The organism is Pseudomonas serboccidentalis (assembly GCF_028830055.1).
In the GTDB taxonomy this organism is placed as follows: domain Bacteria; phylum Pseudomonadota; class Gammaproteobacteria; order Pseudomonadales; family Pseudomonadaceae; genus Aquipseudomonas; species Aquipseudomonas serboccidentalis.
This window is the reverse complement of the sequence record NZ_CP101655.1, coordinates 4,831,857-4,855,018: the sequence shown is the minus strand read 5'-3', so window position 1 is coordinate 4,855,018 and position 23,162 is coordinate 4,831,857. Positions and strand designations below refer to the sequence as shown.

General features: G+C 60.2%; 19 protein-coding genes, 6 tRNA genes and 1 pseudogene. 16 read left to right on the top strand and 10 right to left on the bottom strand.

Going from position 1 to position 23,162, the window contains the following annotated elements; translation table 11 throughout:
* Positions 1-297 precede the first annotated feature (297 nt).
* Both NN484_RS22140 and NN484_RS22135 read right to left on the bottom strand, forming a co-directional pair.
* Positions 298-1,347, bottom strand: a complete 1,050-nt coding sequence (locus NN484_RS22140) for a sensor histidine kinase (protein ID WP_215502081.1) — start codon at positions 1,345-1,347, stop codon at positions 298-300.
* Entirely contained in the window at positions 1,347-2,096 is a 750-nt protein-coding gene (locus NN484_RS22135) for a response regulator (RefSeq protein WP_047600365.1), read from the bottom strand. The genes NN484_RS22140 and NN484_RS22135 overlap by 1 nt, the downstream gene beginning before the upstream one ends.
* A 296-nt stretch (positions 2,097-2,392) precedes the next feature.
* Between NN484_RS22135 and pyrF the strand changes: the two genes are divergently transcribed.
* A complete protein-coding gene (gene pyrF / locus NN484_RS22130) occupies positions 2,393-3,091 on the top strand; it encodes an orotidine-5'-phosphate decarboxylase (RefSeq protein ID WP_164747918.1) in 699 nt (232 codons plus the stop codon).
* Between the two features lie 114 nt (positions 3,092-3,205).
* On the opposite strand, the gene NN484_RS22125 is transcribed toward pyrF, so the two are convergent.
* Positions 3,206-4,210, bottom strand: coding sequence for an NADP-dependent oxidoreductase (locus tag NN484_RS22125; RefSeq protein ID WP_274657903.1), 1,005 nt, complete (start codon positions 4,208-4,210; stop codon positions 3,206-3,208).
* A gap of 238 nt (positions 4,211-4,448) precedes the next feature.
* On the opposite strand from NN484_RS22125, the gene NN484_RS22120 reads away from it, so the two are divergent.
* The 4 genes and pseudogenes from NN484_RS22120 (at position 4,449) to NN484_RS27400 (ending at position 8,849) form a co-directional block, all read left to right on the top strand.
* Entirely contained in the window at positions 4,449-5,210 is a 762-nt protein-coding gene (locus tag NN484_RS22120) for an SDR family oxidoreductase (RefSeq protein WP_274657902.1), read from the top strand.
* 192 nt (positions 5,211-5,402) lie between these two features.
* Positions 5,403-6,773, top strand: a complete 1,371-nt coding sequence (locus tag NN484_RS22115; protein ID WP_274657901.1) for an aminotransferase-like domain-containing protein — start codon at positions 5,403-5,405, stop codon at positions 6,771-6,773.
* 108 nt (positions 6,774-6,881) lie between these two features.
* A pseudogene (locus NN484_RS27405) lies at positions 6,882-7,988 on the top strand (HAMP domain-containing protein); the annotation flags it as partial.
* A complete protein-coding gene (locus NN484_RS27400; protein ID WP_425518816.1) occupies positions 7,968-8,849 on the top strand; it encodes a methyl-accepting chemotaxis protein in 882 nt (293 codons plus the stop codon). The pseudogene NN484_RS27405 and the gene NN484_RS27400, both read left to right, overlap by 21 nt.
* Before the next feature lie 654 nt (positions 8,850-9,503).
* Here NN484_RS27400 and NN484_RS22105 read toward each other — a convergent pair.
* Entirely contained in the window at positions 9,504-10,262 is a 759-nt protein-coding gene (locus NN484_RS22105; protein WP_274657899.1) for a hypothetical protein, read from the bottom strand.
* Positions 10,263-10,646: 384 nt separating this feature from the next.
* On the opposite strand from NN484_RS22105, the gene NN484_RS22100 reads away from it, so the two are divergent.
* The 6 genes from NN484_RS22100 to NN484_RS22075 all read left to right on the top strand — a co-directional run bounded on the left by NN484_RS22100 (position 10,647) and on the right by NN484_RS22075 (position 11,369).
* Positions 10,647-10,722 (top strand) — tRNA-Glu (locus NN484_RS22100).
* A gap of 2 nt (positions 10,723-10,724) precedes the next feature.
* Positions 10,725-10,800: transfer RNA gene (locus tag NN484_RS22095), tRNA-Gly, on the top strand.
* Between the two features lie 104 nt (positions 10,801-10,904).
* Positions 10,905-10,980, top strand: a tRNA-Glu gene (locus NN484_RS22090).
* Between the two features lie 3 nt (positions 10,981-10,983).
* A tRNA-Gly gene (locus NN484_RS22085) sits at positions 10,984-11,059 on the top strand.
* Between the two features lie 156 nt (positions 11,060-11,215).
* Positions 11,216-11,291, top strand: a tRNA-Glu gene (locus tag NN484_RS22080).
* A 2-nt stretch (positions 11,292-11,293) separates the two neighbouring features.
* Positions 11,294-11,369, top strand: a tRNA-Gly gene (locus NN484_RS22075).
* 131 nt (positions 11,370-11,500) lie between these two features.
* Here NN484_RS22075 and NN484_RS22070 read toward each other — a convergent pair.
* The 4 genes from NN484_RS22070 to NN484_RS22055 all read right to left on the bottom strand — a co-directional run bounded on the left by NN484_RS22070 (position 11,501) and on the right by NN484_RS22055 (position 15,568).
* On the bottom strand, positions 11,501-13,240 hold the full coding sequence (locus NN484_RS22070; protein ID WP_274657898.1) for a dipeptidase: 1,740 nt from the start codon (positions 13,238-13,240) through the stop codon (positions 11,501-11,503).
* Between the two features lie 200 nt (positions 13,241-13,440).
* On the bottom strand, positions 13,441-14,079 hold the full coding sequence (locus NN484_RS22065; protein WP_127648959.1) for a LysE family translocator: 639 nt from the start codon (positions 14,077-14,079) through the stop codon (positions 13,441-13,443).
* 1 nt (position 14,080) lies between these two features.
* Positions 14,081-14,851, bottom strand: a complete 771-nt coding sequence (locus NN484_RS22060) for a 2OG-Fe(II) oxygenase (RefSeq protein ID WP_274657897.1) — start codon at positions 14,849-14,851, stop codon at positions 14,081-14,083.
* Positions 14,852-14,941: 90 nt separating this feature from the next.
* Positions 14,942-15,568 (bottom strand): alanyl-tRNA editing protein, encoded by a 627-nt coding sequence (locus tag NN484_RS22055; protein ID WP_215502075.1) that lies wholly within the window; start codon positions 15,566-15,568, stop codon positions 14,942-14,944.
* Positions 15,569-15,658: 90 nt separating this feature from the next.
* On the opposite strand from NN484_RS22055, the gene NN484_RS22050 reads away from it, so the two are divergent.
* The gene (locus NN484_RS22050; protein WP_274657896.1) at positions 15,659-16,657 is read left to right on the top strand and encodes a LysR family transcriptional regulator; all 999 of its coding nucleotides are present in this window, start codon (positions 15,659-15,661) and stop codon (positions 16,655-16,657) included.
* Between the two features lie 117 nt (positions 16,658-16,774).
* On the opposite strand, the gene NN484_RS22045 is transcribed toward NN484_RS22050, so the two are convergent.
* Together NN484_RS22045 and NN484_RS22040 are read right to left on the bottom strand one after the other, a co-directional pair.
* Entirely contained in the window at positions 16,775-17,182 is a 408-nt protein-coding gene (locus NN484_RS22045; protein ID WP_127648956.1) for a PA2817 family protein, read from the bottom strand.
* 89 nt (positions 17,183-17,271) lie between these two features.
* Positions 17,272-19,719, bottom strand: coding sequence for an acyl-CoA dehydrogenase (locus NN484_RS22040; RefSeq protein WP_274657895.1), 2,448 nt, complete (start codon positions 19,717-19,719; stop codon positions 17,272-17,274).
* 248 nt (positions 19,720-19,967) lie between these two features.
* Between NN484_RS22040 and NN484_RS22035 the strand changes: the two genes are divergently transcribed.
* The 4 genes from NN484_RS22035 (at position 19,968) to NN484_RS22020 (ending at position 23,136) form a co-directional block, all read left to right on the top strand.
* On the top strand, positions 19,968-20,627 hold the full coding sequence (locus tag NN484_RS22035; protein WP_274657894.1) for a transglutaminase-like domain-containing protein: 660 nt from the start codon (positions 19,968-19,970) through the stop codon (positions 20,625-20,627).
* Between the two features lie 43 nt (positions 20,628-20,670).
* Positions 20,671-21,294 carry a glutathione S-transferase family protein gene (locus NN484_RS22030; protein WP_215502071.1) on the top strand — a complete coding sequence of 208 codons (624 nt, stop codon included), beginning with the start codon at positions 20,671-20,673 and terminating at the stop codon, positions 21,292-21,294.
* Positions 21,295-21,427: 133 nt separating this feature from the next.
* On the top strand, positions 21,428-22,360 hold the full coding sequence (locus NN484_RS22025; RefSeq protein WP_274657893.1) for an ABC transporter ATP-binding protein: 933 nt from the start codon (positions 21,428-21,430) through the stop codon (positions 22,358-22,360).
* Positions 22,357-23,136: an ABC transporter permease gene (locus tag NN484_RS22020; protein ID WP_007908200.1), complete on the top strand. Its 780-nt coding sequence runs from the start codon at positions 22,357-22,359 to the stop codon at positions 23,134-23,136. The genes NN484_RS22025 and NN484_RS22020 overlap by 4 nt, the downstream gene beginning before the upstream one ends.
* Positions 23,137-23,162: the final 26 nt, after the last annotated feature.

Below are 23,162 nucleotides of genomic sequence, written 5' to 3'. Positions count from 1 at the left end.
CGGTCGCGGCGCTCCCACCCCCGGATGAATCCCTCCACTCAGCCTGCCGACGGGGCCTGCAGATCAAAAGCGAGGCGAGCTGACACTCGGCCTATTTGGGGGTACGCGGTCACTGTAGGAGCGAGCCTGCTCGCGATGGCGGCCTGACAGCCGACCAACCTCTAACCGGTTACACACAAATCAAACTGTAGGAGCGAGCCTGCTCGCGAAGGCGGCCTGACAGCCGACCAATCTCCAGTTGAAAATACCCAATCCAACTGTGGGAGCAAGCCCGCTCCCAAAGGGAGTTGTATGTTCTCAGGTGCGGGGCAGGCGGATGATTGCGGTCAGGCCGCCGCCGGGTGTTTCGTCCAGGTTCAATTGGCCGCCCAGTCGCTGAGCGGCTTCGCGGGCAATGGTCATGCCCAGGCCGACGCCGCCGGAGTTGCGGTTGCGTGAGCCTTCCAGGCGATAGAACGGTTCGAACACCGCCTCGCGTTTGTCTTCGGCAATGCCGGGGCCGTGGTCGATCACGCGGATCAGCAGTTGCTCGCGTTGATCCTGCAGTTCGATGCGCGCCTGCCCGGCATAGCGCAGGGCGTTGTCCATGAGGTTGTTGATGCAGGAACGCAGCGCCATCGGTTGCACCTGCAGCGGTGCACAATGGCCGCTGACCTGCACGTCTGCGCCTTGGTCCTGGGCGTTTTCGCACAGCGATTCGACCAGCGCCTGCACGTCCATCAACTGCAGGGCTTCGCTGGTGCGCTGTTCGTGCAGGTAGGTGAGGGTGGCGTCGAGCATGCTGATCATGTCGTTCAGGTCTTGGCGCATCTGGCCTTGCAGTTTGTCGTCGTCGATCTTTTCCAGCCGCAGTTTCAGCCGCGACAGCGGGGTGCGCAGGTCGTGGGAGACGGCGCCGAGCATGCGTGCCCGTTGCTGCACCTGTTCGCGAATGCGTTGTTGCATCAGGTTGAAGGTGTATGCCGCTTGCCGCGCCTCACGCGGGCCGGATTCGTCCAGCGGTGGGCTGTCGAGGTTTTCGCTCAGGCGTTCGGCGGCGTCGCTCAGGCGCTGGATCGGCCGACTGAGCAGTTTGGCGCCGTACCAGGCGGCGATCATCAGCGAGATGAACTGGAAGGTCAGCGGCACCAGCGGCCCGCCGAACCACGGGCGTGGCGGGCGGTGGGCGAAACGTGGGTCCGGCGGTGGCCGTTGGCCGTCGACGCCCTCGGCAAATTCTGGCGGGGGTGGCGGCGGAGGCGGGCCGTAATGGTGGAACCAGGCAAAGGCCAGCAAGTGCGCCAGGACGATCGCCACGAACAGCATGCCAAACAGGCGGCCGAACAGCGTGTCGAAGCGCACTCGCATCAGCCGATGTCTCGCGCGTCGAACAGGTAACCTTCGCCGCGCACGGTTTTGATCAATTGCGGGGCTTTCGGGTCGTCGCCGAGTTTTTGCCGCAGACGCGACACCAGCAGGTCGATGCTGCGGTCGAAGGCTTCGATCGAACGGCCGCGGGCGGCGTCCAGCAGTTGTTCGCGGCTGAGGACCCGGCGCGGGCGTTCGATGAAGACCCAGAGCAGGCGGAATTCGGCATTGGACAACGGCACCACGAGGCCATCGTCGGCGATCAGTTGGCGCAGGACGCTGTTCAGGCGCCAATTGTCGAAGCGAATATTGGCGCGTTGCTCGGTACGGTCATCGCGCACCCGCCGCAGAATGGTCTGGATCCGCGCCACCAGTTCTCGCGGCTCGAACGGTTTGGCCATGTAGTCGTCGGCGCCCAGTTCCAGGCCGATGATGCGGTCGGTGGGTTCACAGCGGGCGGTGAGCATGAGGATCGGGATGTCCGATTCGGCGCGCAGCCAGCGGCACAGCGACAGGCCGTCTTCGCCGGGCAGCATCAGGTCGAGGACCACCACGTCGAAATGCTCGGCCTGCATCGCCTGACGCATGGCCGCCCCGTCGGTGACGCCGCTGGCGTGGATGTTGAAGCGGGCCAGGTAGTCGATCATCAGCTCGCGGATCGGCACGTCATCGTCGACGATCAGCGCGCGGATGCTCCAGCGCTTGTCGTCTTTATGCTCATCAGTCACGGTCGTTTGGGTGTTGTGCATGGGGCTGTTCATCTGCCAGTAGGCCGCCAACCACAAAGATGGGCTGCGAGGTGGTGGTTTCAGCATAGGCGTCTCGCCGTGAGGCGGGAAGTGCTGATGTAAGGACGTGTTGCGGCTGGCGAGGCTAGCGTGGGCGCTTGTTGGCGGCGTGTCGGTTGTGTATCGGGTTCGACACAATAGCTGCGAGCGCTATGATGATCACGGTTGTGGCGACGATTTTACCGATCATCGGGTGCCGCGCCGCCGCCGCTTCCGCTACAATGCGCGCCGATTTCGACTTGCCTGAGAGCCTATCCATGTCCGCCTGCCAGACTCCTATCATCGTCGCCCTGGATTTCCCCACCCGTGACGCCGCACTGAAGCTGGCCGACCAGTTGGACCCGAAACTGTGCCGGGTCAAAGTGGGCAAGGAGCTGTTCACCAGTTGCGCCTCGGAAATCGTCGGCACCCTGCGTGACAAAGGCTTCGAGGTGTTCCTCGACCTGAAATTCCATGACATTCCCAACACCACCGCGATGGCCGTGAAAGCCGCTGCCGAGATGGGTGTATGGATGGTCAACGTGCATTGCTCCGGTGGCCTGCGCATGATGGCGGCCTGCCGTGAAGAGCTTTCCAAGCGCAGCGGTCCGCAGCCGTTGCTGATCGGTGTGACCGTGCTGACCAGCATGGAGCGCGAGGATCTGGCCGGTATCGGTCTGGACATCGAGCCGCAGGAGCAGGTGCTGCGGCTGGCCGCGCTGGCCGAGAAGGCCGGGATGGACGGTCTGGTGTGCTCGGCACTGGAAGCCACCGCACTGAAGTCGGCGCATCCGTCGCTGCAACTGGTGACCCCGGGGATTCGTCCGGCGGGCAGTGCGCAGGACGATCAGCGTCGTATCCTGACCCCGCGTCAGGCGCTGGATGCCGGTTCCGATTACCTGGTGATCGGCCGTCCGATCAGCCAGGCGGCGGACCCGGCCAAGGCGCTGGCGTCGGTCGTGGCCGAAATCGCCTAAGTAACCCCTGTAGGAGTGAGCCTGCTCGCGATCGCGGTGTATCAGTGACATTTACTGTGACTGATACACCGCTATCGCGAGCAGGCTCACTCCTACAATTGGTTTGTGGTGAAACTAAACTTTCAGCACCAACTTGCCGAAGTTCTCCCCGCTGAACAATTTCATCAGCGTCTCCGGAAAGGTCTGCAGACCTTCGACGATGTCTTCCTTGCTCTTGAGCTGCCCCTTGGCCATCCAGCCTGCCATTTCCTGAGCGGCACTGGCGTACTGGGCGGCGTAGTCCATCACTACAAAACCTTCCATGCGCGCACGGTTGACCAGCAGTGACAGGTAGTTGGCCGGGCCTTTGACTGCTTCCTTGTTGTTGTACTGGCTGATGGCGCCGCAGATCACCACCCGGGCTTTCGGCGCCAGGCGGCTGAGCACCGCGTCGAGGATCTCGCCGCCCACGTTATCGAAGTACACGTCGACCCCTTTCGGGCATTCGCGCTTGAGCCCGGTCAGCACGTCTTCGTGCTTGTAGTCGATGGCGCCGTCGAAGCCCAGTTCATCGATCAGGTATTTGCATTTGTCGGCACCGCCGGCGATGCCGACAACCCGGCAACCTTTGATTTTCGCGATCTGCCCGGCAATGCTGCCCACCGCACCGGCAGCACCTGAAAGAACCACGGTATCGCCGGCTTTTGGTGCGCCCACATCGAGCAGCGCAAAGTAGGCGGTCATGCCGGTCATGCCCAGCGCGGACAGATACACCGGCAGCGGCGCCAGTTTCGGATCGACCTTGTAGAAACCTCTGGGCTCACCGAGGAAATAATCCTGCACACCCAGCGCACCGTTGACGTAGTCGCCGACAGCAAAGCCCGGATGGTTTGAGGCGATGACTTTGCCGACGCCCAAGGCGCGCATGACTTCACCGATTTCGACCGGCGGGATGTAGGACTTGCCCTCGTTCATCCAGCCGCGCATGGCCGGGTCGAGGGACAGGTATTCGTTCTTGACCAGGATCTGTCCCGTCGCAGGTTCGCCGACCGGTACTTCCTGGTAAGTGAAGGTCTCACGGGTGGCGGCGCCCACCGGGCGTTTGGCGAGCAGGAACTGGCGATTGGTCTGGGAGGTCATGGCAGGCACTCGAACTGAATGAAGCCTTGTTGATAGACCCTCCAGGCCAATGCTGCAAGGTTGGCTGATGCGGCGAATGCGTAATGATCCAGTGCAGTGATAGTCCCCCGCCGGGTTTTATCACTGCCACGGATGAAGCCATAAACAGCCTTCTGATAGTGCTGACGCGGCGCGGGCGCCGGTGGCTATGCTGCGAATCTGCAAAACCCTCCTGCATCTCTCCTTCGAGGACATAACAATGAGCATGACGTTTTCCGGTCAGGTTGCCGTAGTCACGGGTGCGGCCAACGGCATTGGCCGGGCGACCGCCCAGGCGTTCGCCGCCGAAGGCCTGAAAGTGGTGGTGGCCGATCTGGACGCGGCGGGGGGCGAGGGCACGGTGGCGCTGATTCGTACCGCCGGTGGCGAAGCGACCTTCGTGCGCTGCAACGTTACCGTTGAAAGCGAAGTGAAAAATCTGATGGACGATGTGATCAATACCTACGGTCGTCTCGACTACGCCTTCAACAATGCCGGGATCGAAATCGAGCAAGGCAAGTTGGCCGACGGCTCGATGGATGAGTTCGACGCGATCATGGGCGTCAACGTCAAAGGCGTCTGGCTGTGCATGAAGTACCAATTGCCATTGCTGCTGGCTCAGGGCGGCGGGGCGATCGTCAACACCGCCTCGGTGGCGGGGCTTGGGGCGGCACCGAAGATGAGCATTTATGCGGCGTCCAAGCACGCGGTGATCGGCCTGACCAAATCGGCGGCGATTGAATATGCGAAGAAGAAAATCCGCGTCAACGCCGTGTGCCCGGCAGTGATCGACACCGACATGTTCCGCCGCGCCTACGAGGCCGATCCGAAAAAAGGCGAATTCGCCAACGCGATGCACCCGGTCGGGCGTATCGGCAAGGTCGAGGAAATTGCCAGCGCCGTGCTCTATCTGTGCAGTGATGGCGCGGCGTTTACCACCGGTCATTCCCTGGCCGTGGATGGCGGCGTCACCGCTTTCTGAAGCTGTACTGGACGACCTGAGAAACCCGCCTTCGTGCGGGTTTTTTGATGGCGGGCCGTCAGTTCCGTGAATCCGTTAAACAATGTGTATCAAAGGGTTAGAACGGTCGCTTTTGACGGCGTTGTCGCACAGCCTGTACGGCGTGGCTGTGATTTACTGCCGCCAGCAAAACGGACAGGAGTTTGCGTGCTCATGGAATTGAGAATTGACCGACAGGCAATGGTGCCGGTCGTACAGCAGATTGTTGATGGAATGACCGACTGGATCTTGCGAAGTGGCGTGGCGCCGAGCACGCGGCTGCCCTCCGTCAGGCAAATTGCGCGCTCCAATCTGCTCAGTCAGTCGTGTGTGGTCGAGGCCTGTGAGCGGCTTGTAGCCCAGGGGCTTCTGTCCGCGCGTCAGGGTTCGGGTTTCATGGTGGCTGCGGCGCGGCCAGACACCGGGTGCTGCAGGGGATTGGCGGCAATCGACGGCGGGCTGGCAGAGGGCGGGCTGCAACTCGGCGAGGGGGGCTTGCCGCAAAGCTGGCGTGAGTCCGATGACCTGAGCTACGCGATCCGGCAGGTCGCCCGTACCGACATGGCGAGTCTGTTCAATTACAGCAGCCCGCTGGGGCTGCCGGCGTTGCGCGAGCAGATTGTCAAACGCCTCAGGCTGATCGATATCCAGGCCCGTGATGAGCAGGTGTTGACCACCGCCGGTGCCAGCCACGCGCTGGATCTGTTGGTGCGCACCCTGCTCAAGGCAGGCGACTGCGTGGTGGTTGAAAATCCGGGCTACGCGCCGCTGTTCGAATTGTTGCGCCTGCACGGCGTGCAGCTGCTGGAGGTGCGCCGCACACCGAGCGGCCCGGATCCGCAGGCGCTGGAGGCGCTGTTGCAGCAGTTTCGGCCGGTCGCGATGTTCATCAACAGTCATCATCACAATCCCACCGGCTCCTGTCTGGCTCCGGGTGTGGCGCAACAGATCCTGCAGTTGTGCAACGCTCACGCAGTGCAGTTGATCGAAGACGATGTCTACGCCGACCTGCACAATGGCAACGGTATTCGTTTGGCGGCACTTGATGAACGGGTGATCTACGTCGGCAGTTTTTCCAAGACGCTGAGCAGTTCGTTGCGCGTCGGTTTCATCTGCGCCGAGCAGCCGCTGATTGCGCGTCTGGCCCGGGTCAAGATGATCAGCAGCATGGGCGTGTCGGGTTTCAATGAGGCGGTGCTGGCCAGCCTTCTGGCGAGTGGCGCGTATCGCAAAATGGTCCAGCGCCAGCGTCAGCGCCTGAATACCGATCGGGCAGCCGCGCTGCAGGCGCTGGAAGATGCCGACTGGGAAGTGTTCGGCAAACCCTGTGGCGGACTGTTCATCTGGGCCCGTTCACTGCTGAGCGATCCGGCCCGATTGCACCGTCAGGCCCAGAGCAGTGGCGTGCGCCTTTGTGCCCCGGGGGCTTTCAGCCCGAATGGTGAAGCCGACGAGTGGCAACGGATCAATGTGGCCTATGCTTGTGATCTGCGGGCCCGGCAGTTTTTTCGCAGTACCCGCGCTAATCGACCTCAAACGTTCTGAAAACGACGCGGGCGTAGCTTTTTGCCATTATTCCGACGCCAGAGACTTGTGCTGCTCCATGGCCGTTGCGAATCTTCGTCAACAGACTTTGGCAGGGGACTACGCGCAATGATTTCGGCCGTGCAAGGACGTTTTGCCAACCTCGGTATGGCGAAAAAACTGGGTATCGGGTTTGTACTGGTGCTGCTGTTGACCGCGCTGGTCGCCGCCATCGGTGTCTGGTCCCTGCAGGCCATCAGTCAGCGTTTCGACGGGCTGAAACAGATGTCGGCGCTCAACAGCGCGTTGCTCAAGGTGCGGCTTCTGGAACAGGATTATGCGCTGCACAGCAACCCGAAAACCGTCGATGCCTTGCGTGAGGGCGTGGACGGTTTGCTGGCCCAGGCCGGGCAACTCAAGGCGCAGTCGCCAGCGAACGTGGCGGTGATGAGCGATGTCGAGCAGTCATTGGGCGCCTATCGCAAGGCGTTCGACGAGTTCGTTTCGTTGACTCAGGCCAAGGATCTGGCGCTGGAAATGGCCAGTTGGTCGGTGTCCAGCGTGGCCAACAACCTGGACGTGCTGCAAGCCGGGTTGGCCGATGATGGCGCGTATACCTTGAAGGACACCGAAGGCAAGGACGGCGCGCAGTTCATCGAACAGGCCAGTCAGGTCAGCCAGGTGTCGCAGCTGATGCTGCAAGCGATGAACGAAGCGCGGATTCGTCTCGACCAGAGCCGCAAGGGCGATGCCGACAGTGCCGGCAAGGGCAACATCGAGCAGGCCGCTCAGGCCCAGGCTCAGGCTGAGCAGTTGAAGACCACGGTCAAGGATGAGGGCTACCTGACAGTGCTCAATGAAGTGTCCGGGCATATCACCGGTTTCAACGACAAGTTGGCCGAATACACCGGCCTGCTGGCCCAGGAAAAAACCGTCTACGAACAATTGCACCAGCGTGCGGCGCAGGTCATGGAGCGCGTCGATCAGGCGTATGTCGCCGAGGACGGTGCGATGCAGGCGGAACTGAATAAGAACTCGGTGTTGATCATTGGTTCTTCAGCGCTGGCGTTGCTGGTCGGGCTGATTGCCGCGTGGGTCATTACCCGGTTGATCGTCGCGCCGTTGCGCAGTGTGATGCGGGTCGCGCAGCAGATTGCCGCCGGGGATTTGAGTGCGCGGGTCGAGGTGACTCGCCGCGACGAAATCGGCCAACTGATGCTGGCGATGCAGCAGATGGGTACCGGGCTGAGCACGATCGTCAGCGGCTTGCAGGCGGGTATCGAGCAGTTGGCCAGTTCTGCACAATCGCTGTCGGCGGTGACCGAGCAGACCAATCTGGAAGTCAGCAGCCAGAAGGAAGAAACCGAACAGGTGGCCACGGCCATGAACCAGATGACCGCCACCGTGCATGACGTGGCGCGTAACGCCGAAGAAGCCGCGCTGGCTGCGCAAACGGCGGATGACAAGGTCGAGAGCGGGCAGCAGGTGGTGCGCCAGAGCATGGCGCGGATCGAGCAACTGGCGGATTCAGCGACGTCGGCCAGTTCGAGCATCGAAAGCCTCAGTGCACAAATCCAGAATATCGGCACGGTGCTCGATGTGATCAAAAGCGTGGCCGAGCAGACCAATCTGCTGGCGCTCAATGCGGCGATCGAGGCGGCGCGGGCCGGGGAGCAGGGCAGGGGTTTTGCGGTGGTGGCCGATGAGGTTCGCGCGTTGGCTCGGCGTACCCAGCAATCGACCGAGGAGATCGAGCGGCTGGTCAGTGCGTTGCGCTCGGCGGCGCATTCGTCGGTGCAGCAGATTCAGAGCAGCGGTGAATTGGTGAAGCTTGCCGTCAGTGATGCGCTGCAGACGGAGAGTGCGTTGGGGAGTATTGCGGCGGCGGTGTCGTTGATTCAGCAGATGAATCAGCAGATTGCGGCGGCGGCCGAGGAGCAGAGTTCGGTGGCTGAGGAGATTAATCGCAGTGTGACGAGTATTCGTGCGAGTGCGGATCAGTCTTCGATTGCGATGCGCGGGAATGCTACTTCGAGTATTGAGCTTGCGCGGTTGGGGAGTGAGCTGAAGGGGATGGTTGGGCATTTTCGGCTTTGACTTGGCGGCCTTTGGGCCGACCATGTTCTTGGTTGGGTTGTGTGAATAACCGTTTCTTTGGGTGTGGCGGCTGGCGGTTTCGCCCTTACGGCGAGTCACTTTTTCCAGACGCCGGAATGCCGGCCCAGCGAAAAAATAACCCAAAAGGCTTGCCCCAACGTTCGGCCCTCGCCGTGGCTCGGGTCCCTTCGCTCCGGGATCCATCCGGGGGTATCGCCTACGGTTTGCTTCGCTGCACCTCCTCTCGATGTGTTCGACTTCGTCGAACGGTCGCTGCGCTCCCATCCCCGGATGAATCCCTCCACTCAGCCTGCCGACGGGGCCTGCAGATCAAAAGCGAGGCGAGCTGACACTCGGCCTATTTGGGGGTACGCGGTCACTGTAGGAGCGAGCCTGCTCGCGAAGGCGGTCTGACAGCCGACCAATCTCTAACTGACCGCACCCGATCCAATTGTAGGAGCGAGCCTGCTCGCGATGGCGGCCTGACAGCCGACCAATCTCTGACTGACCGCACCCAATCCAATTGTGGGAGCGAGCTTGCTCGCGAAGGCTGCCTGACAGCCGACCAATATCTAATTGAGTGTACTCACTGGACGCCAGCCAGCCACCAACAAAAAAGCCACCTCTCGGTGGCTTCTCTTTAACTTTTGACCATCAGTCGTAGATCACTTTCTTTTTCCAGTCCGCATCGGCTTCGACTTCTTTGAGGCCTTCGGTCAATTGGTTCACTTCGCCTTCGACCGGGGCAATCTTGTCCATGACCTGGGCGTTGGCGCGGGCCAGGAGTTTTTCCAGGTATTGCAGTTGTTCCGAGTACATCTGCGGGTCCTGCTGTTTGCGCAGGTATTGCACGCCGCGTTCGAAGGCGAGGCGGGCCTGGCCGGGTTGGTTTTGTTGCAGGGATTGTTGGCCGAGGTTGTTGAAGAATTCGATGTGCAGCAATACCAGAATATGCCGGACTTCCTTGATCCAGTGTTTGGCTTCGTTCGGTGCCAGGAAGCCGTCATGGGCGGCGCGGGTGATCTGGCCGTGCAGGGCTTCGAGCAGGAAGCGTACGTCCTTGGCTTTGACTTCGGTCAGGATCGGTGCCGGTGGGTTGTTGACCGGGATCGATTCGCCCTGGGCTACCAGTGCGCTCAGTTCGGTGATGCGTGCCTTGGTGGTGGCGCTGGTTTTTTCCAGGTTCAGCAGGCGCTGGCACACGTTCAGTTCCAGGCGTGTCAGCAGCAGCTTGAGCGCCGGGGTCATGAACTGGCCGGGGAAGGTTTCGGTCAGTTCGCCGCAGCGGCGCAGGCGGTCGTTGAGTTCGATTTTGGTGCGGGCCTTCTCCAGTTTGTTGTTTTCCACCACATGGTTCATGTAGCCAATGGCGATCAGAATTGCGATCCCGGCTATGACTAGCAGGGTGATCATGAGTGGTGTCACCGGTAAGACCTCTTTATAGGGTTCGCATGCGAGTGTAGTGGCTTGGCATTTTTGCGCCTAGCGCCACTCGACGAGTTGGTTCGGCAGATGCAATCTATATCGGCCGGGCGCTGCTTATATGAATGCTGGCGCTTGGGGTGCAGATTGCCATCACTGTGTTGCGGACTATAGCGTCTTGGCGAGTGGCGGAATATAGGCGTCAAACCTCAGGCGACGGAAAAGCCTGTGTGGGGCCTGAAAGCAGGTCGAAGTCATTGATTTAAATAAATTTATATCTGGGGGTTGACGACCCCTCAATCCATCCATAGAATGCGCGCCACTTGCAGCGTAAAGCACACAGCGAAACGCGGCAGGGAGTGAATGTTGTAGCGTGTCCCCTTCGTCTAGTGGCCTAGGACACCGCCCTTTCACGGCGGTAACAGGGGTTCGAGTCCCCTAGGGGACGCCAATGCGGGAATAGCTCAGTTGGTAGAGCACGACCTTGCCAAGGTCGGGGTCGCGAGTTCGAGTCTCGTTTCCCGCTCCAATTTTAAACAGTACTGCTTTCGGGCGGTGCTGAGTGAAACCAGAGCCAAGTCTTCGGGCATGGATCTGGGCACCGAAACACACACCATGTGTTCCGGGTAGCGTGTCCCCTTCGTCTAGTGGCCTAGGACACCGCCCTTTCACGGCGGTAACAGGGGTTCGAGTCCCCTAGGGGACGCCATTTGCGGGAATAGCTCAGTTGGTAGAGCACGACCTTGCCAAGGTCGGGGTCGCGAGTTCGAGTCTCGTTTCCCGCTCCAAATTCAAACAAAACGCCGCTCAGTGATGAGCGGCGTTTTGTTTCCAGATTCAGTTTTAAACAGCGCTGCTTTCGGGCGGGGCTGAGTGAAACCAGAACCCGGTCTTCGGACAGGGCGCTGGGCACCGAAACACACACCATGTGTTCCGGGTAGCGTGTCCCCTTCGTCTAGTGGCCTAGGACACCGCCCTTTCACGGCGGTAACAGGGGTTCGAGTCCCCTAGGGGACGCCATTGCGGGAATAGCTCAGTTGGTAGAGCACGACCTTGCCAAGGTCGGGGTCGCGAGTTCGAGTCTCGTTTCCCGCTCCAATTTCACAAAAACGCCGATCAGTGATGATCGGCGTTTTTGTTTGTGCAGCATTTGTCGCGCAACAAAAAAGGACCTTCGGGTCCTTTTTTGTTTTCGCGTCAGGCCCGCTGTATCAGCGAGCCCGCGCTCATCAGAGCTTCGGCAGTTGGCCGACACGCCCCATCATTTCGGTGACGATCTGCAGGTCCAGCAGGAACTGGTCAACCGTCTTGAACTCACCGTCGGTGTGACCGGTGTATTTGACTTCAGGTCGGGCGAGGCCGAATTGCACGCCATTCGGCAGTTCATGTACCGATGTCGCACCGGCCGAAGTACCGAACTCGTGCTTCATGCCCAGGTTTTCACTGGCCACCGCCAGCAGCGCTTTCACCCATTCGCCTTCCGGGTTGCGGTACATCGGTTCGGCGATCGAATAATCGAAAGTCACCGCAACGTGGTTCTTGCTGCTCCAGGCGCTCAGTTTGTCGGAGATTTGCTTTTTCAGGACGTCTGGCGACTTGCCCTTCGGCACCCGCAGGTTGACGGCCAGTTTGAACGCTTGGTCATCTTCGCCCACATAGGTCAGGGACGTGGTCAGCGGGCCCATGAACGCATCGGAGAAGCCGACCCCGAGTTTATTGCCCAGGTAATCCAGGCCCCAGTTATCGGCGGCGTAACGGGCAGCGTCGGTAAACTGGTTGTGTTTGAGGGCGATCTTGCCGTCCAGGCCGTTAATGAAACTCAGCATCCGCGCGACCGGGTTGACGCCGGACTCGGGTTCGGAAGAGTGCGCGGAAACGCCGGTCACCGTCAGTTTGACATGCTTGCCATCCACTTTGGCCGTCACCTGGAAGTCGCCACCCTGCTGTTTGACGTATTCATTGCCAGCCTTTTGCAGACGGGTCGCCAGCTCGGCAGGCTTGTCGGTAACCAGGGTGACGACTGAAGCCGAAGGAATCTGGTTTGCCGCCATGCCGCCGGTCATCGAGGTGATTTCCGCCCCTTTGCCCTCGGCTTTGCGTTTGGCGAATTTCGCCATGATCGTGCCGTAGCCTTTCTCGGCAATGACCACCGGGTAGCCGCCGTCCAGCGCCATGTTGTAGTTCGGCGTCGGGTTGTGTTCGAAGTAGTACGGGATCGCGTCACCGGTGGTTTCTTCGGTGGTGTCCACCAGCAGTTTGAAATTGCGCGCCAGTGGCAGCTTTTCTTCCTTGATCACCTTCATCGCATACAGCGCGACGACGATGCCGTTCTTGTCGTCTTCGGTGCCACGGCCGTACATGCGATCGCCGATCAGCGTCACCTTGAACGGGTCGAGTTTGGTGCCGTCTTTCAGTACCCAGTTTTCCGGGGTGACCGGCACCACGTCGGCATGCGCGTGAATGCCCACGACTTCGTCGCCACTGCCGTCGAGGGTGATTTCATAGACGCGGTTGTCGACGTTGCGGAATTTGAGGTTGAACGATTCGGCCAGAGTCTTGATCTTTTCGGCGATCTTGATGAACTCGGGATTGTCGTGCTGGGCCACGCCTTCTTTGCGGTAGGTCGGAATTTCCACCAGTTCGCGCAGGGTTTCGAGGGCGACCTTGCCGTACTTCACACGGGTGTAAATGCCCAACAGGCGGTAGATCTCGTTCTGTTGTTCGGCGGTCGGGGTCTTGTTGTCGAGAAAGGCATTGATCGCCGGGCCGAGGTTGTCGGTTTTACCCAGATCGCTCTTGCCTACAGCACCCAGAAACTGGCGGAAGTCGGTGACGCTCGCCTCATCGAAACTCTTGAGAATGGCTGCGCTCTGTTGCGAGGTGATGTTGGCCTGCGCAGGCAAGGTGAACGCAGAAAAGCTGGCCAGGATCAGGCTGGTAGCGGCGAGGCGCTTGAGAGAAAAATTCATTGCAGTGGGCATTCCTTTGCAGGCAGTTGAGTGGGAAGTGTTTGAAAGTTGAAACAAATCTTTTCCAAACTAACACCGCCAAGGTGTTGAAGGGGAGTCCCGGAAGTGGGATCCGTCGCACAGAAATGCAAAAGCGGCGCACAAACGAAAAAGGCCCGACCGGTGTTCAACTGATCGGGCCTTTTGTTTGAGCGCAGCATTTACATCGACAGCACCAGCCTGCCGGCGAACAGAATCAGGATCACGCCCATGCTGCGTTCGAACCAATGGCCCATGCGCATGAACAGGTTGCGCACCCGGCTGCTGGAAAAGAACAGCGCGACGATCACGAACCACAGCGCGTTGACGAAACACATCCACACCCCATACAGCGCCTGGATTTCAAGCGGCGTGCTGGCGCTGATGATCGTGGTGAAGATCGCCAGGAAAAACAGCGTGGCCTTGGGGTTCGTGGCATTGGTCAGAAAACCGGTGCTGAACGCCTTGAACAGCGACTGCTCGACCAGCGGTTCCTCCGTGTTCTTTTCGCCCTCGAGTGTGGTTTTCGGCTTGCTGCGAATCAGGCAAATGCCGAGGTAAAAGATGTAGGCGCCGCCGACGACCTTGGCTACCGTCAGCAACCACGGGGTGGTGTGCATGAGAGCACCAACGCCGAGCAAGGTGTAAAGAACGTGCACGGAAATGCCTGCGCCGATGCCCAGTGCCGTACAAATGCCCACCAGCCGGCCGAAGCGCACGCTCTGGCGGATGGTCACGGCGAAGTCCGGGCCGGGAGCAACCACGGCCAGAAAGTGGATGGTGGCCAGTGCCAGAAACTCGCCCAGGTAGTTCGATAGCATCTCAGCTCCAGAAGGTCAGGGGTGAAGCATTGCCGCGATAGCCGACAAAGAAGGAAAGGCTCAGCCGCGGATCCGCCACACCCGGGGTGACCGAGTGCATGCAGCGCGAATTGAACATGATGAAATCGCCCGGCTCCGGCCGCACCTCAAGGGATGGCGGGCCGAGTAGCGCCGGGTCGATGCCGTAGCTGTCGCCGCGCATCTCGTCGAACTGATCCGGGGTGATGTCGTCGTCCCACATCTGCAACGCACCGCCCTCGGTCGGCATGTTCAGGTACACGTTGCAGGCGAACTGCGCCTCCAGGCTGCGGGCCTGAAAGCTGTCCGGCGCGTCCTTGGCGAAAATGTCGTGATGGGCGAGGAAGCACACGCCGGGTTTGACCACCCGCGACAGGCCGACATACATCTTGCGGCCGTAGAGGTTTTCCAGGTGCGCACCGGCCGGCCATGACTCATCGAGCATGCAGCGCAGGGTATCGACTGGTGAGGAGTAGGGCGCACAACGCTCGCGCAGTTCGGCGATGTTGCTGGTGGCGCGTTCGAAGTAGTCCTCGATCAGCAACGGCTGGTTTTCCGCCTCGTAAAACGCCATGCCGATCCGGCCGATGCTCGGCGCGTTGATGTAGCCCTCGAAGCCCGGAGCAAGAATCTTGTCGCCAATCTGGATCGCCAGCGGCTCGGGCAAAAAGCCTTTGACGCGAATGGCGAGGACTTCTTCGTTGGCCAGTTTTTTTATGCACGTCTCATCGAGACGCTCGACGTCTAGCATCATTGTTTTTAGGTCCATCTATCGATAGTCAACGGAACCTGCGAGTGCGGTTCCCCCGGCGTCGAACGCTGCACGGGGCAGCGCCCGAAATGCTTAATCCACGCTGTAGTGGACGGATAACGTGCCTTTCTTCTGCGAAAGGGAGGCGATCGTGACTGTGCCCAAATCCTTCAGGCTACGTACATGGGTACCGCCGCAGCCATAGGCTGGCAGTTCGCCAAAGCCGATTTCCCGCGCGCCTTCACGCAGCGAGGTCAGGCGTGGCAAATCGTGTTCAATCCACTGATTGATACCGTATTGAACGGTTGGCGCGTCGACTTCTTGTGCCGTATCACCCGGTTTGAACTGTACCCGGCCTTCGTCTGGCCAGTGGTGCGCCTTGATCGGCGTCCAGCCCATGGCCTGCACGAAGTGCCCGATCAGGTGCCCGGCCGAATGCATGCGCGTGTTATAGCGGCGACGTTGCTCATCAACGTGGATGCAGGTCATCCCGGGGGGCACCGGGCGGTCGACGTAATGCACGATCCGGTCCGGTTCCTGGACCACGCGCAGCACCTGGCTTTCGCCGATCATGCCGGTGTCGCAAGGCTGACCACCACCCTGCGGATGAAACAGCGTGGCGCGCAGCACCACGGCAAATTCGTTCTCGTGGGGCGTGCAGTCGAGGACTTCCACATTAGCCTTGAGGTCATCACTATGGAAAAAGAGGCGAAGCGTCATATTCCATGCCCTTATTAAAGTTTCTATTTTTATTATATGAATCGTGCAATAACGTGATAATCCGTTCAAACATCAAAGGACTTGTGCGCTGTGAGCATCAATCTTCCGCTGCCACTGCTCGGTGAAATGGCGATCTTCGTCAAGGTCGTGGAGACCGGCAGTTTCTCCGAGGCGGCCCGCCAACTGGGGTCGTCGCCGTCGGCGATCAGTCGCAGCATTTCCCGCCTGGAAAAAGCCTTGGCCACGCGTTTGCTGCAGCGCACCACACGCAAACTGCGCTTGAGTGACGGTGGCGAAGAAGTGTTCAAGCGTTGTCAGGAGATGGTCAGCGCCGCCAAGTCGGTGATGGAGATCAGTGGCCAGTTCACCCATGAGGCGGAAGGGCTGGTGCGCGTCAGCGTGCCGAAAGCGGTCGGGCGCTTCGTGATTCATCCGCACATGCCCGAGTTTCTGCGGCGTTATCCCAAGGTCGATGTCGAGTTGCTCTTGGAGGACCGCCAGGTTGATCTGATCGACGATCATGTCGATCTGGCGATTCGTATTACTGATCGTCCGCCGGCAGGTCTGGTCGGGCGTCAGTTGCTGACTATCGACCATTTGCTCTGCGCCACCCCGCAATACCTCGCCGAACACGGCACCCCGACGCACCCGCATGACCTGCTCAATCACAGCTGCATCTATCTGGGCGAAACCCCGAGCGATGCACGCTGGAAATTCAAGAAGGGCAGCAAGGCGGTGACGGTCGGCGTGCGTGGCCGCTATGCCGCCAACCATACCGGCGTGCGCCTGGGGGCCGTGTTGCAGCACATCGGTATCGGCAGCCTGCCGTATTTCACCGCGCGTTATGCGCTGGAGCAGAAGTTGATTGTGCAGGTGTTACCGGAGTGGACATTCCTGGCGTCTTACCACGGCGGCCTGTGGTTACTGCATTCGCCGACGCGCTATCTGCCGCCGAAGCTGCGGGTGTTCATCGATTATCTGGTGGAGTGTCTGGAGAAGGAGCCGACATTGAGCAAGCCAGGCAAGGCGGGCGCGTCGAACAATCTGGCGATGGCGTATGAGCTGCCGGAGAGTGAAGGGCTTCTTTAAAGCAAAAGATCGCAGCCTGCGGCAGCTCCTGCATTGACTGTGTACGACCGTGGAAACGGATGCACACAATCCCCTGTAGGAGCTGCCGCAGGCTGCGATCTTTTGATCTTTGGAAGCTTAGTGCTTGCTGTCTTGTGCAGACATCGCCAGCAGCTGTTTTTCCTGATTCCAGTCGAACGGTTCGTCGTTCTGTTCGGCTTCGTAGCGACGTTCTTCCAGCGCCTGGTACAGGTCGATTTCTTCATCGGACAGGTAGTGCAGGCAGTCGCCAGCGAAGAACCACAGCAGATCCCGCGGGATCAGGTGGGCAATTTGCGGGTAACGGGTAATCACTTGGGTCAGGATGTCCTGGCCCAGATACTGGCTTTCGATCGGATCGATCGGCAGTGACTTCAGCAGTTCGTCGAAGCGCTCCAGGAACAAGGCATGGCTTTCTTCGGGAACCTGTTCGGCCTCACCTACGGCGACCAGGATACTGCGCAGGTGGTCGAGCAAAACAAGATGATCGGCGACGACGTTGGACACGAGATAAGTCCTCAAGAGCAAAACGGGCGCGGGAGTATAAAGCCCTCGCGCCCGTTTTTCACAAATAAACAGCTACACGGTTGTCAGGATCAGCGGACTTTGCCCTCTGCCTGTTTCAGCTCTTCCTTGTCGAAATCATCGACGTCGATCACCTTGCGCCGTGCCGCTTCGGCATCGCGCAGGCTCTGTGCTTCCTGCGGTTGCAACACCCCGGCCTCCAGCGCCGCATCGATAGCGTGCTCACCCGCCAGCGGTTTGACCTGACCGCTCTTGAGCGAAGTGTGCAGTTTCTTGTGCAGCGGCTGTACCGCGCTCAGCAGATCGCTGGCATGTTGCAGGGCACCGACGGCGTCGTCAGCGGACTGCGGGCGATAGCAGCCGGCGAGCAGTTCTTCGAGGGTCGGATCGCCTTTGGCGCGGCCGATCACGGCGGCCACTTCGGCGCCGAGCTTGTCCGACGGCCCTTTGTGGCGACGGCCGAACGGGAACACGATCACTCGCAACAGGCAGCCGAACAGCTTGTTAGGGAAGTTGCTCAGCAACTCATCCAGCGCGCGCTCCGACTGGCCGAGGCTTTCTTCCATGGCCCAGCGGAACAGCGGTTCCATATGCGCCGGCGAATCCAGATCGTGATAACGCTTGAGCGCGGCGGAGGCCAGGTACAGGTTGCTCAATACATCGCCGAGACGCGCCGACAGGCGTTCGCGGCGTTTCAGTTCGCCGCCCAGCAGCATCATGCTGAAGTCGGCCAGCATTGCGAAGGCTGCGGCCTGACGGTTGAGTGCGCGGAAGTAGCCCTGACTGATCTTGTCCCCGGGCGCAGGCTCGAAGTGGCCGAAGCCCAGGTTCAGCACCAGCGTGCTGGCCGCGTTGCTCACCGCGAAACCGATGTGCTTGAGCAGCAGGCCGTCGAATTCTTTCAGTGCCTGTTCCTTGTCCTCGCGTCCGGCGAGGGCCATTTCCTTGAGGACGAACGGATGGCAGCGAATGGCGCCCTGACCGAAGATCATCAGGTTGCGCGAGAGGATGTTCGCGCCTTCCACGGTGATGAAGATCGGTGCGCCATTCCAGCTGCGTCCGAGGTAGTTGTTCGGGCCCATGATGATGGCCTTGCCGCCGTGCACGTCCATGGCGTGGCTGATGCACTCGCGGCCGCGTTCGGTCAGGTGATACTTGAGGATCGCCGACAGCACCGACGGTTTCTCGCCCAGATCCACCGCGTTGGCGGTGAGCATGCGCGCTGCGTCCATCATCCAGGCATTGCCGCCGATGCGAGCCATGGCTTCCTGAATGCCTTCGAAGGCCGACAGCGGTACGTTGAACTGCTCACGAATCTGCGCGTATTGACCGGTCACCAGACTGGTGAACTTGGCCGCACCTGTGCCCACTGCCGGCAGTGAAATCGAACGCCCGACCGACAGGCAGTTCATCAGCATCATCCAGCCCTTGCCGAGCATTTCCTGGCCGCCGATGAGGTAGTCCAGCGGGATGAACACGTCTTTACCCGAGTTCGGGCCGTTCATGAACGCGGCACCCAGTGGCAGGTGGCGACGGCCGATTTCCACGCCCGGTGTGTCGGTGGGAATCAGCGCCAGGCTGATTCCCAGATCGCTCTTGTCGCCCAGCAGATGGTCCGGGTCATAAGCCTTGAAGGCCAGGCCGAGCAGGGTCGCTACCGGGCCGAGGGTGATGTAGCGTTTTTCCCAGTTCAGGCGCAGGCCGATGACTTCCTGGCCCTCCCACTGGCCCTTGCAGATGATCCCGGTGTCCGGCATGGCACCTGCATCGGAGCCTGCCAGCGGACCAGTGAGGGCGAAGCACGGAATGTCGTCGCCACGGGCCAGCCGTGGCAGGTAGTGATTGCGTTGTTCATCGGTGCCGTAATGCAGCAGCAGTTCGGCCGGGCCGAGGGAGTTGGGCACCATCACGGTGGAGGCGAGGTCGCCGCTGCGGGTCGCGAGCTTCATCGCCACTTGCGAGTGGGCATAGGCGGAAAAGCCCTTGCCGCCGAATTCCTTGGGAATGATCAGGGCGAAGAAACCGTGTTCCTTGATGTGGCTCCAGGCTTCGGGCGGCAGGTCCATCGACTGGCCGATCTGCCAGTCAGTGACCATTGCGCAGAGTTCTTCGGTCGGGCCGTCGATGAAGGCCTGTTCTTCCTCGGTCAACTGGACCTTGGGATACGACAGCAGTTTGTCCCAGTTCGGACGACCGCTGAACAGTTCACCGTCCCACCACACGGTGCCGGCATCGATCGCGTCGCGTTCGGTCTGCGACATCGGCGGCAGGGTCTTCTGGAACCAGTTGAACAGCGGCGCGGTGAAGTGCTTGCGGCGCAGGTCAGGCAGCAGCAACGGCGCGGCGACCACCGCCAGCAGGACCCAGAACACCAGCAACAACCAGCCCGGTGCATGACTGAAAATACCCATCGCCAGCAGGTAGACGGCAACGATGCCCAACGCGGGCAGCGGGGCGATGCGCCGGTGGGCGAGATACGCCACGCCAACGATCAAAACCAGTATCCACAACAACAGCATATTCAGTCCTCCGTGAACCAAGGCAAATCGACCCTCCAGAGCTTAGACGGCATCTGTAAAACCGGGTGGTCAGAGCAAGGTGATTGAAATCGTGGGAAACCCCGGATGGTTTTCGTAGGTTCGGTGGGCAACACCTGTAGGAATTCGTTCGCTAATCCCGCGCCTTTGCGTGCATGTTTGGCCGAAACGTCGTTATCTCTGTGCTTGAGCTGTCGCTAGACTCGGGACTCACCCAGGAGAAAAACGTCATGCGCGAGTATCTGAACCCCGGCCGCTTCATCGATAGTGACCACCCGGCGGTGGTGGAGTTCGCCGAACGACATCGGGGTGCCAGTGGCGACCCGCTCGCGCAGGCGATCAGTCTCTATTACGCCGTGCGCGAAGCGGTGCGCTACAACCCGTATACGTTCAGCCTCGACCCGCAAACCCTGTGTGGCAGCCATGCCTTGGCGACCGGGGAAAGCTATTGCGTGCCCAAAGCCACGTTGCTCGCCGGGTGTGCGCGGCATTGCGGCATTCCCGCGCGCATCGGTCTGGCTGACGTCAGGAACCACCTGTCGACTCCGCGTCTGCTGGAGCTGCTGCGCAGTGACGTGTTCGCCATGCACGGCTACACCGAGCTGTTCCTCAACGATCGCTGGGTCAAAGCCACGCCGGCCTTCAACCAGCAACTCTGCGAGTTGTTCAACGTCGCGCCGCTGGAGTTCGACGGGATCAACGACAGCGTGTTCCACCCGTACAACCGCGACGGCGCGCATTTGATGGAGTACCTGGTCGATCACGGCCAGTTCAGCGATGTGCCGGAGCAGTTCTTCTTCGAACACCTGGAAAAGTGCTACCCGCATCTGTTCGGCGGACAACAAGCGAAGACCCTGGGTGATATGCAGACGGATTTGAGCCGTGTCTGATCCGGCGTATGCTGCTCGCCCACTCATTTGAAAAGAGGCGGTCATGCTGAAGATCTGGGGACGGAAAAATTCATCGAATGTCAGGAAGCCACTGTGGGCCGCCGAGGAGCTTGGTCTGGCCTACGAGGCGATTGACGCCGGGGGTGCCTTCGGTGTGGTCGATACGCCTGAGTATCGGGCGATGAATCCGAACGGCCGGGTACCGGTGATCGAGGATGACGGCTTTGTGCTGTGGGAATCCAACGCCATCGTGCGTTACCTGCTGGCCAAGCATGCGCCGAACAGTGCGTGGTACTCGGCGGACCCGCAGAGCCGAGCCATCGCCGACAAATGGATGGACTGGACTACCTCGAGTTTTGCCGGGCCGTTCCGCACTGTGTTCTGGGGGGTTCTGCGCACGCCGGCGGACAAGCAGGACTGGCCTGCGATCAACGCCGCGATCAAGGAGTGCACGGCGCTGCTGGCCATGGCCGATCAGGCGCTCGCCAGCCAGCCGTATTTGTCCGGAAACGAAATCGGCATGGGCGATATTCCCCTCGGCAGTTTCATTTATGCCTGGTTCGAAATGCCTATCGAGCGCACCTCGCAGCCGCACCTGGAGGCCTGGTACGCACGATTGAAACAGCGTCCGGCCTATCAGAAAGCGGTTATGACCGCGTTGACTTGATAATAACTATCAACACACTTGACTGTACTTGTGTGGCGGCGGCAAGCACCATTGCGCTCACGTGCCGTGGTTGTTTTGTTCGCCGCCCGGCCTAACCTTTCCTTTTCTTCCCTTCTTGGTGCGTAAATCAGATATGAGTTCCGCTCTGTCCATCCGGCAGCTAACCAAAACCTACGGCAACGGGTTCCAGGCCTTGAGTGGTATCGATCTGGACGTTGCCGAAGGTGATTTTTTCGCCTTGCTCGGCCCTAACGGTGCCGGCAAATCCACGACCATCGGTATTCTCTCGACCCTGGTGAACAAGACCAGCGGCACGGTGAATATTTTCGGCCATGACCTGGACAAGAACCCCGCCGCGCTCAAGCGCTCGATCGGCGTGGTGCCTCAGGAATTCAACTTCAACCAGTTCGAAAAGACCTTCGACATCGTCGTGACCCAGGCCGGTTACTACGGCATTCCGGCGAAGGTCGCCAAGGAACGCGCCGAGCAGTACCTGACCCAGCTCGGGCTGTGGGACAAACGCGATGTACCGTCGCGTTCGCTGTCCGGCGGCATGAAGCGGCGCCTGATGATTGCCCGTGCGTTGGTGCATGAGCCACGCCTGTTGATCCTCGATGAACCGACCGCCGGGGTCGACATCGAACTGCGCCGCTCGATGTGGACGTTCCTCACCGAGCTGAACCAGAAAGGCATCACCATCATCCTCACCACGCATTATCTGGAAGAGGCTGAACAACTGTGCCGCAACATCGCCATCATCGACCACGGCACCATCGTCGAGAACACCAGCATGAAACAGTTGCTGGGCCAGTTGCACGTCGAGACCTTCCTGCTGGATCTGAAAAACGACTTGAGCGCCGCGCCGCAACTGATCGGCTATCCCGCCCGGTTGATCGACAGCCATACCCTGGAAGTCCAGGTCGACAAATCCATGGGCATCACCGCGCTGTTCACTCAGTTAGCGCAGCAGAACATCGAAGTGCTGAGCCTGCGTAACAAAACCAATCGCCTCGAGGAGCTGTTCGTGTCCCTGGTGGAGAAAAATCTGTCGAAGGTGGCGGTATGAGTTCCGAATTCCGTCCCAACCTCGTCGCCCTGCAGACCATCGTTTACCGCGAGGTCAAACGCTTCACGCGGATCTGGCCGCAGACGCTGCTGCCGCCGGCGATCACCATGGTTCTGTACTTTGTGATCTTCGGTAACCTGATCGGTCGGCAGATCGGCGACATGGGTGGCTTCACTTACATGGAGTACATCGTGCCGGGGCTGATCATGATGTCGGTGATCACCAACTCCTACGGTAACGTGGTCTCGAGTTTCTTCGGCAGCAAGTTCCAGCGCTCCATCGAAGAGCTGATGGTGTCGCCCGTGTCGCCGCACACGATTCTGATCGGCTTCACCATCGGCGGTGTGTTGCGTGGTCTGATGGTTGGCGTGATCGTGACGATTCTGTCGCTGTTCTTCACGCATCTGCAGGTGCATCACCTCGGCGTGACCATCCTCGTGGTGGTGCTGACGGCGACGATCTTCTCGCTGCTGGGCTTTATCAACGCCGTGTTTGCGCGCAACTTCGATGACATCTCGATCATCCCGACGTTTGTGCTGACGCCGCTGACCTACCTGGGCGGGGTGTTCTACTCGATCACCTTGCTGCCGCCGTTCTGGCAGACCGTGTCGCTGGCCAACCCGGTACTGCACATGGTCAACGCCTTTCGCTACGGCATTCTCGGGGTGTCGGATATCCGCATCGGCATTGCGATCACCTTCATGCTGGTGGCGACCGTGGTGTTGTATCTCGGTTGTGCGCGGTTGCTGGTGAGTGGGCGCGGGATGCGGACCTGATCGACCGCAATATCCCTGTAGGAGCT

Bases quoted from the DNA above. Each gene is read 5' to 3' on its own strand.
- NN484_RS22055 (WP_215502075.1), bottom strand. From the start codon at position 15,568: ATGACGCTTCGCCTCTTTTTCCATAGTGATGACCTCAAGGCTAATGTG.
- NN484_RS22105 (WP_274657899.1), bottom strand. From the start codon at position 10,262: ATGATCACCCTGCTAGTCATAGCCGGGATCGCAATTCTGATCGCCATT.
- NN484_RS22040 (WP_274657895.1), bottom strand. From the start codon at position 19,719: ATGCTGTTGTTGTGGATACTGGTTTTGATCGTTGGCGTGGCGTATCTC.
- NN484_RS22025 (WP_274657893.1), top strand. From the start codon at position 21,428: ATGAGTTCCGCTCTGTCCATCCGGCAGCTAACCAAAACCTACGGCAAC.
- NN484_RS22135 (WP_047600365.1), bottom strand. From the start codon at position 2,096: ATGCACAACACCCAAACGACCGTGACTGATGAGCATAAAGACGACAAG.
- NN484_RS22125 (WP_274657903.1), bottom strand. From the start codon at position 4,210: ATGACCTCCCAGACCAATCGCCAGTTCCTGCTCGCCAAACGCCCGGTG.
- pyrF (WP_164747918.1), top strand. From the start codon at position 2,393: ATGTCCGCCTGCCAGACTCCTATCATCGTCGCCCTGGATTTCCCCACC.
- NN484_RS22035 (WP_274657894.1), top strand. From the start codon at position 19,968: ATGCGCGAGTATCTGAACCCCGGCCGCTTCATCGATAGTGACCACCCG.
- NN484_RS22065 (WP_127648959.1), bottom strand. From the start codon at position 14,079: ATGCTATCGAACTACCTGGGCGAGTTTCTGGCACTGGCCACCATCCAC.
- NN484_RS22020 (WP_007908200.1), top strand. From the start codon at position 22,357: ATGAGTTCCGAATTCCGTCCCAACCTCGTCGCCCTGCAGACCATCGTT.
- NN484_RS27400 (WP_425518816.1), top strand. From the start codon at position 7,968: ATGCTGGCGATGCAGCAGATGGGTACCGGGCTGAGCACGATCGTCAGC.
- NN484_RS22030 (WP_215502071.1), top strand. From the start codon at position 20,671: ATGCTGAAGATCTGGGGACGGAAAAATTCATCGAATGTCAGGAAGCCA.
- NN484_RS22070 (WP_274657898.1), bottom strand. From the start codon at position 13,240: ATGAATTTTTCTCTCAAGCGCCTCGCCGCTACCAGCCTGATCCTGGCC.
- NN484_RS22115 (WP_274657901.1), top strand. From the start codon at position 5,403: ATGGAATTGAGAATTGACCGACAGGCAATGGTGCCGGTCGTACAGCAG.
- NN484_RS22140 (WP_215502081.1), bottom strand. From the start codon at position 1,347: ATGCGAGTGCGCTTCGACACGCTGTTCGGCCGCCTGTTTGGCATGCTG.
- NN484_RS22060 (WP_274657897.1), bottom strand. From the start codon at position 14,851: ATGATGCTAGACGTCGAGCGTCTCGATGAGACGTGCATAAAAAAACTG.
- NN484_RS22120 (WP_274657902.1), top strand. From the start codon at position 4,449: ATGAGCATGACGTTTTCCGGTCAGGTTGCCGTAGTCACGGGTGCGGCC.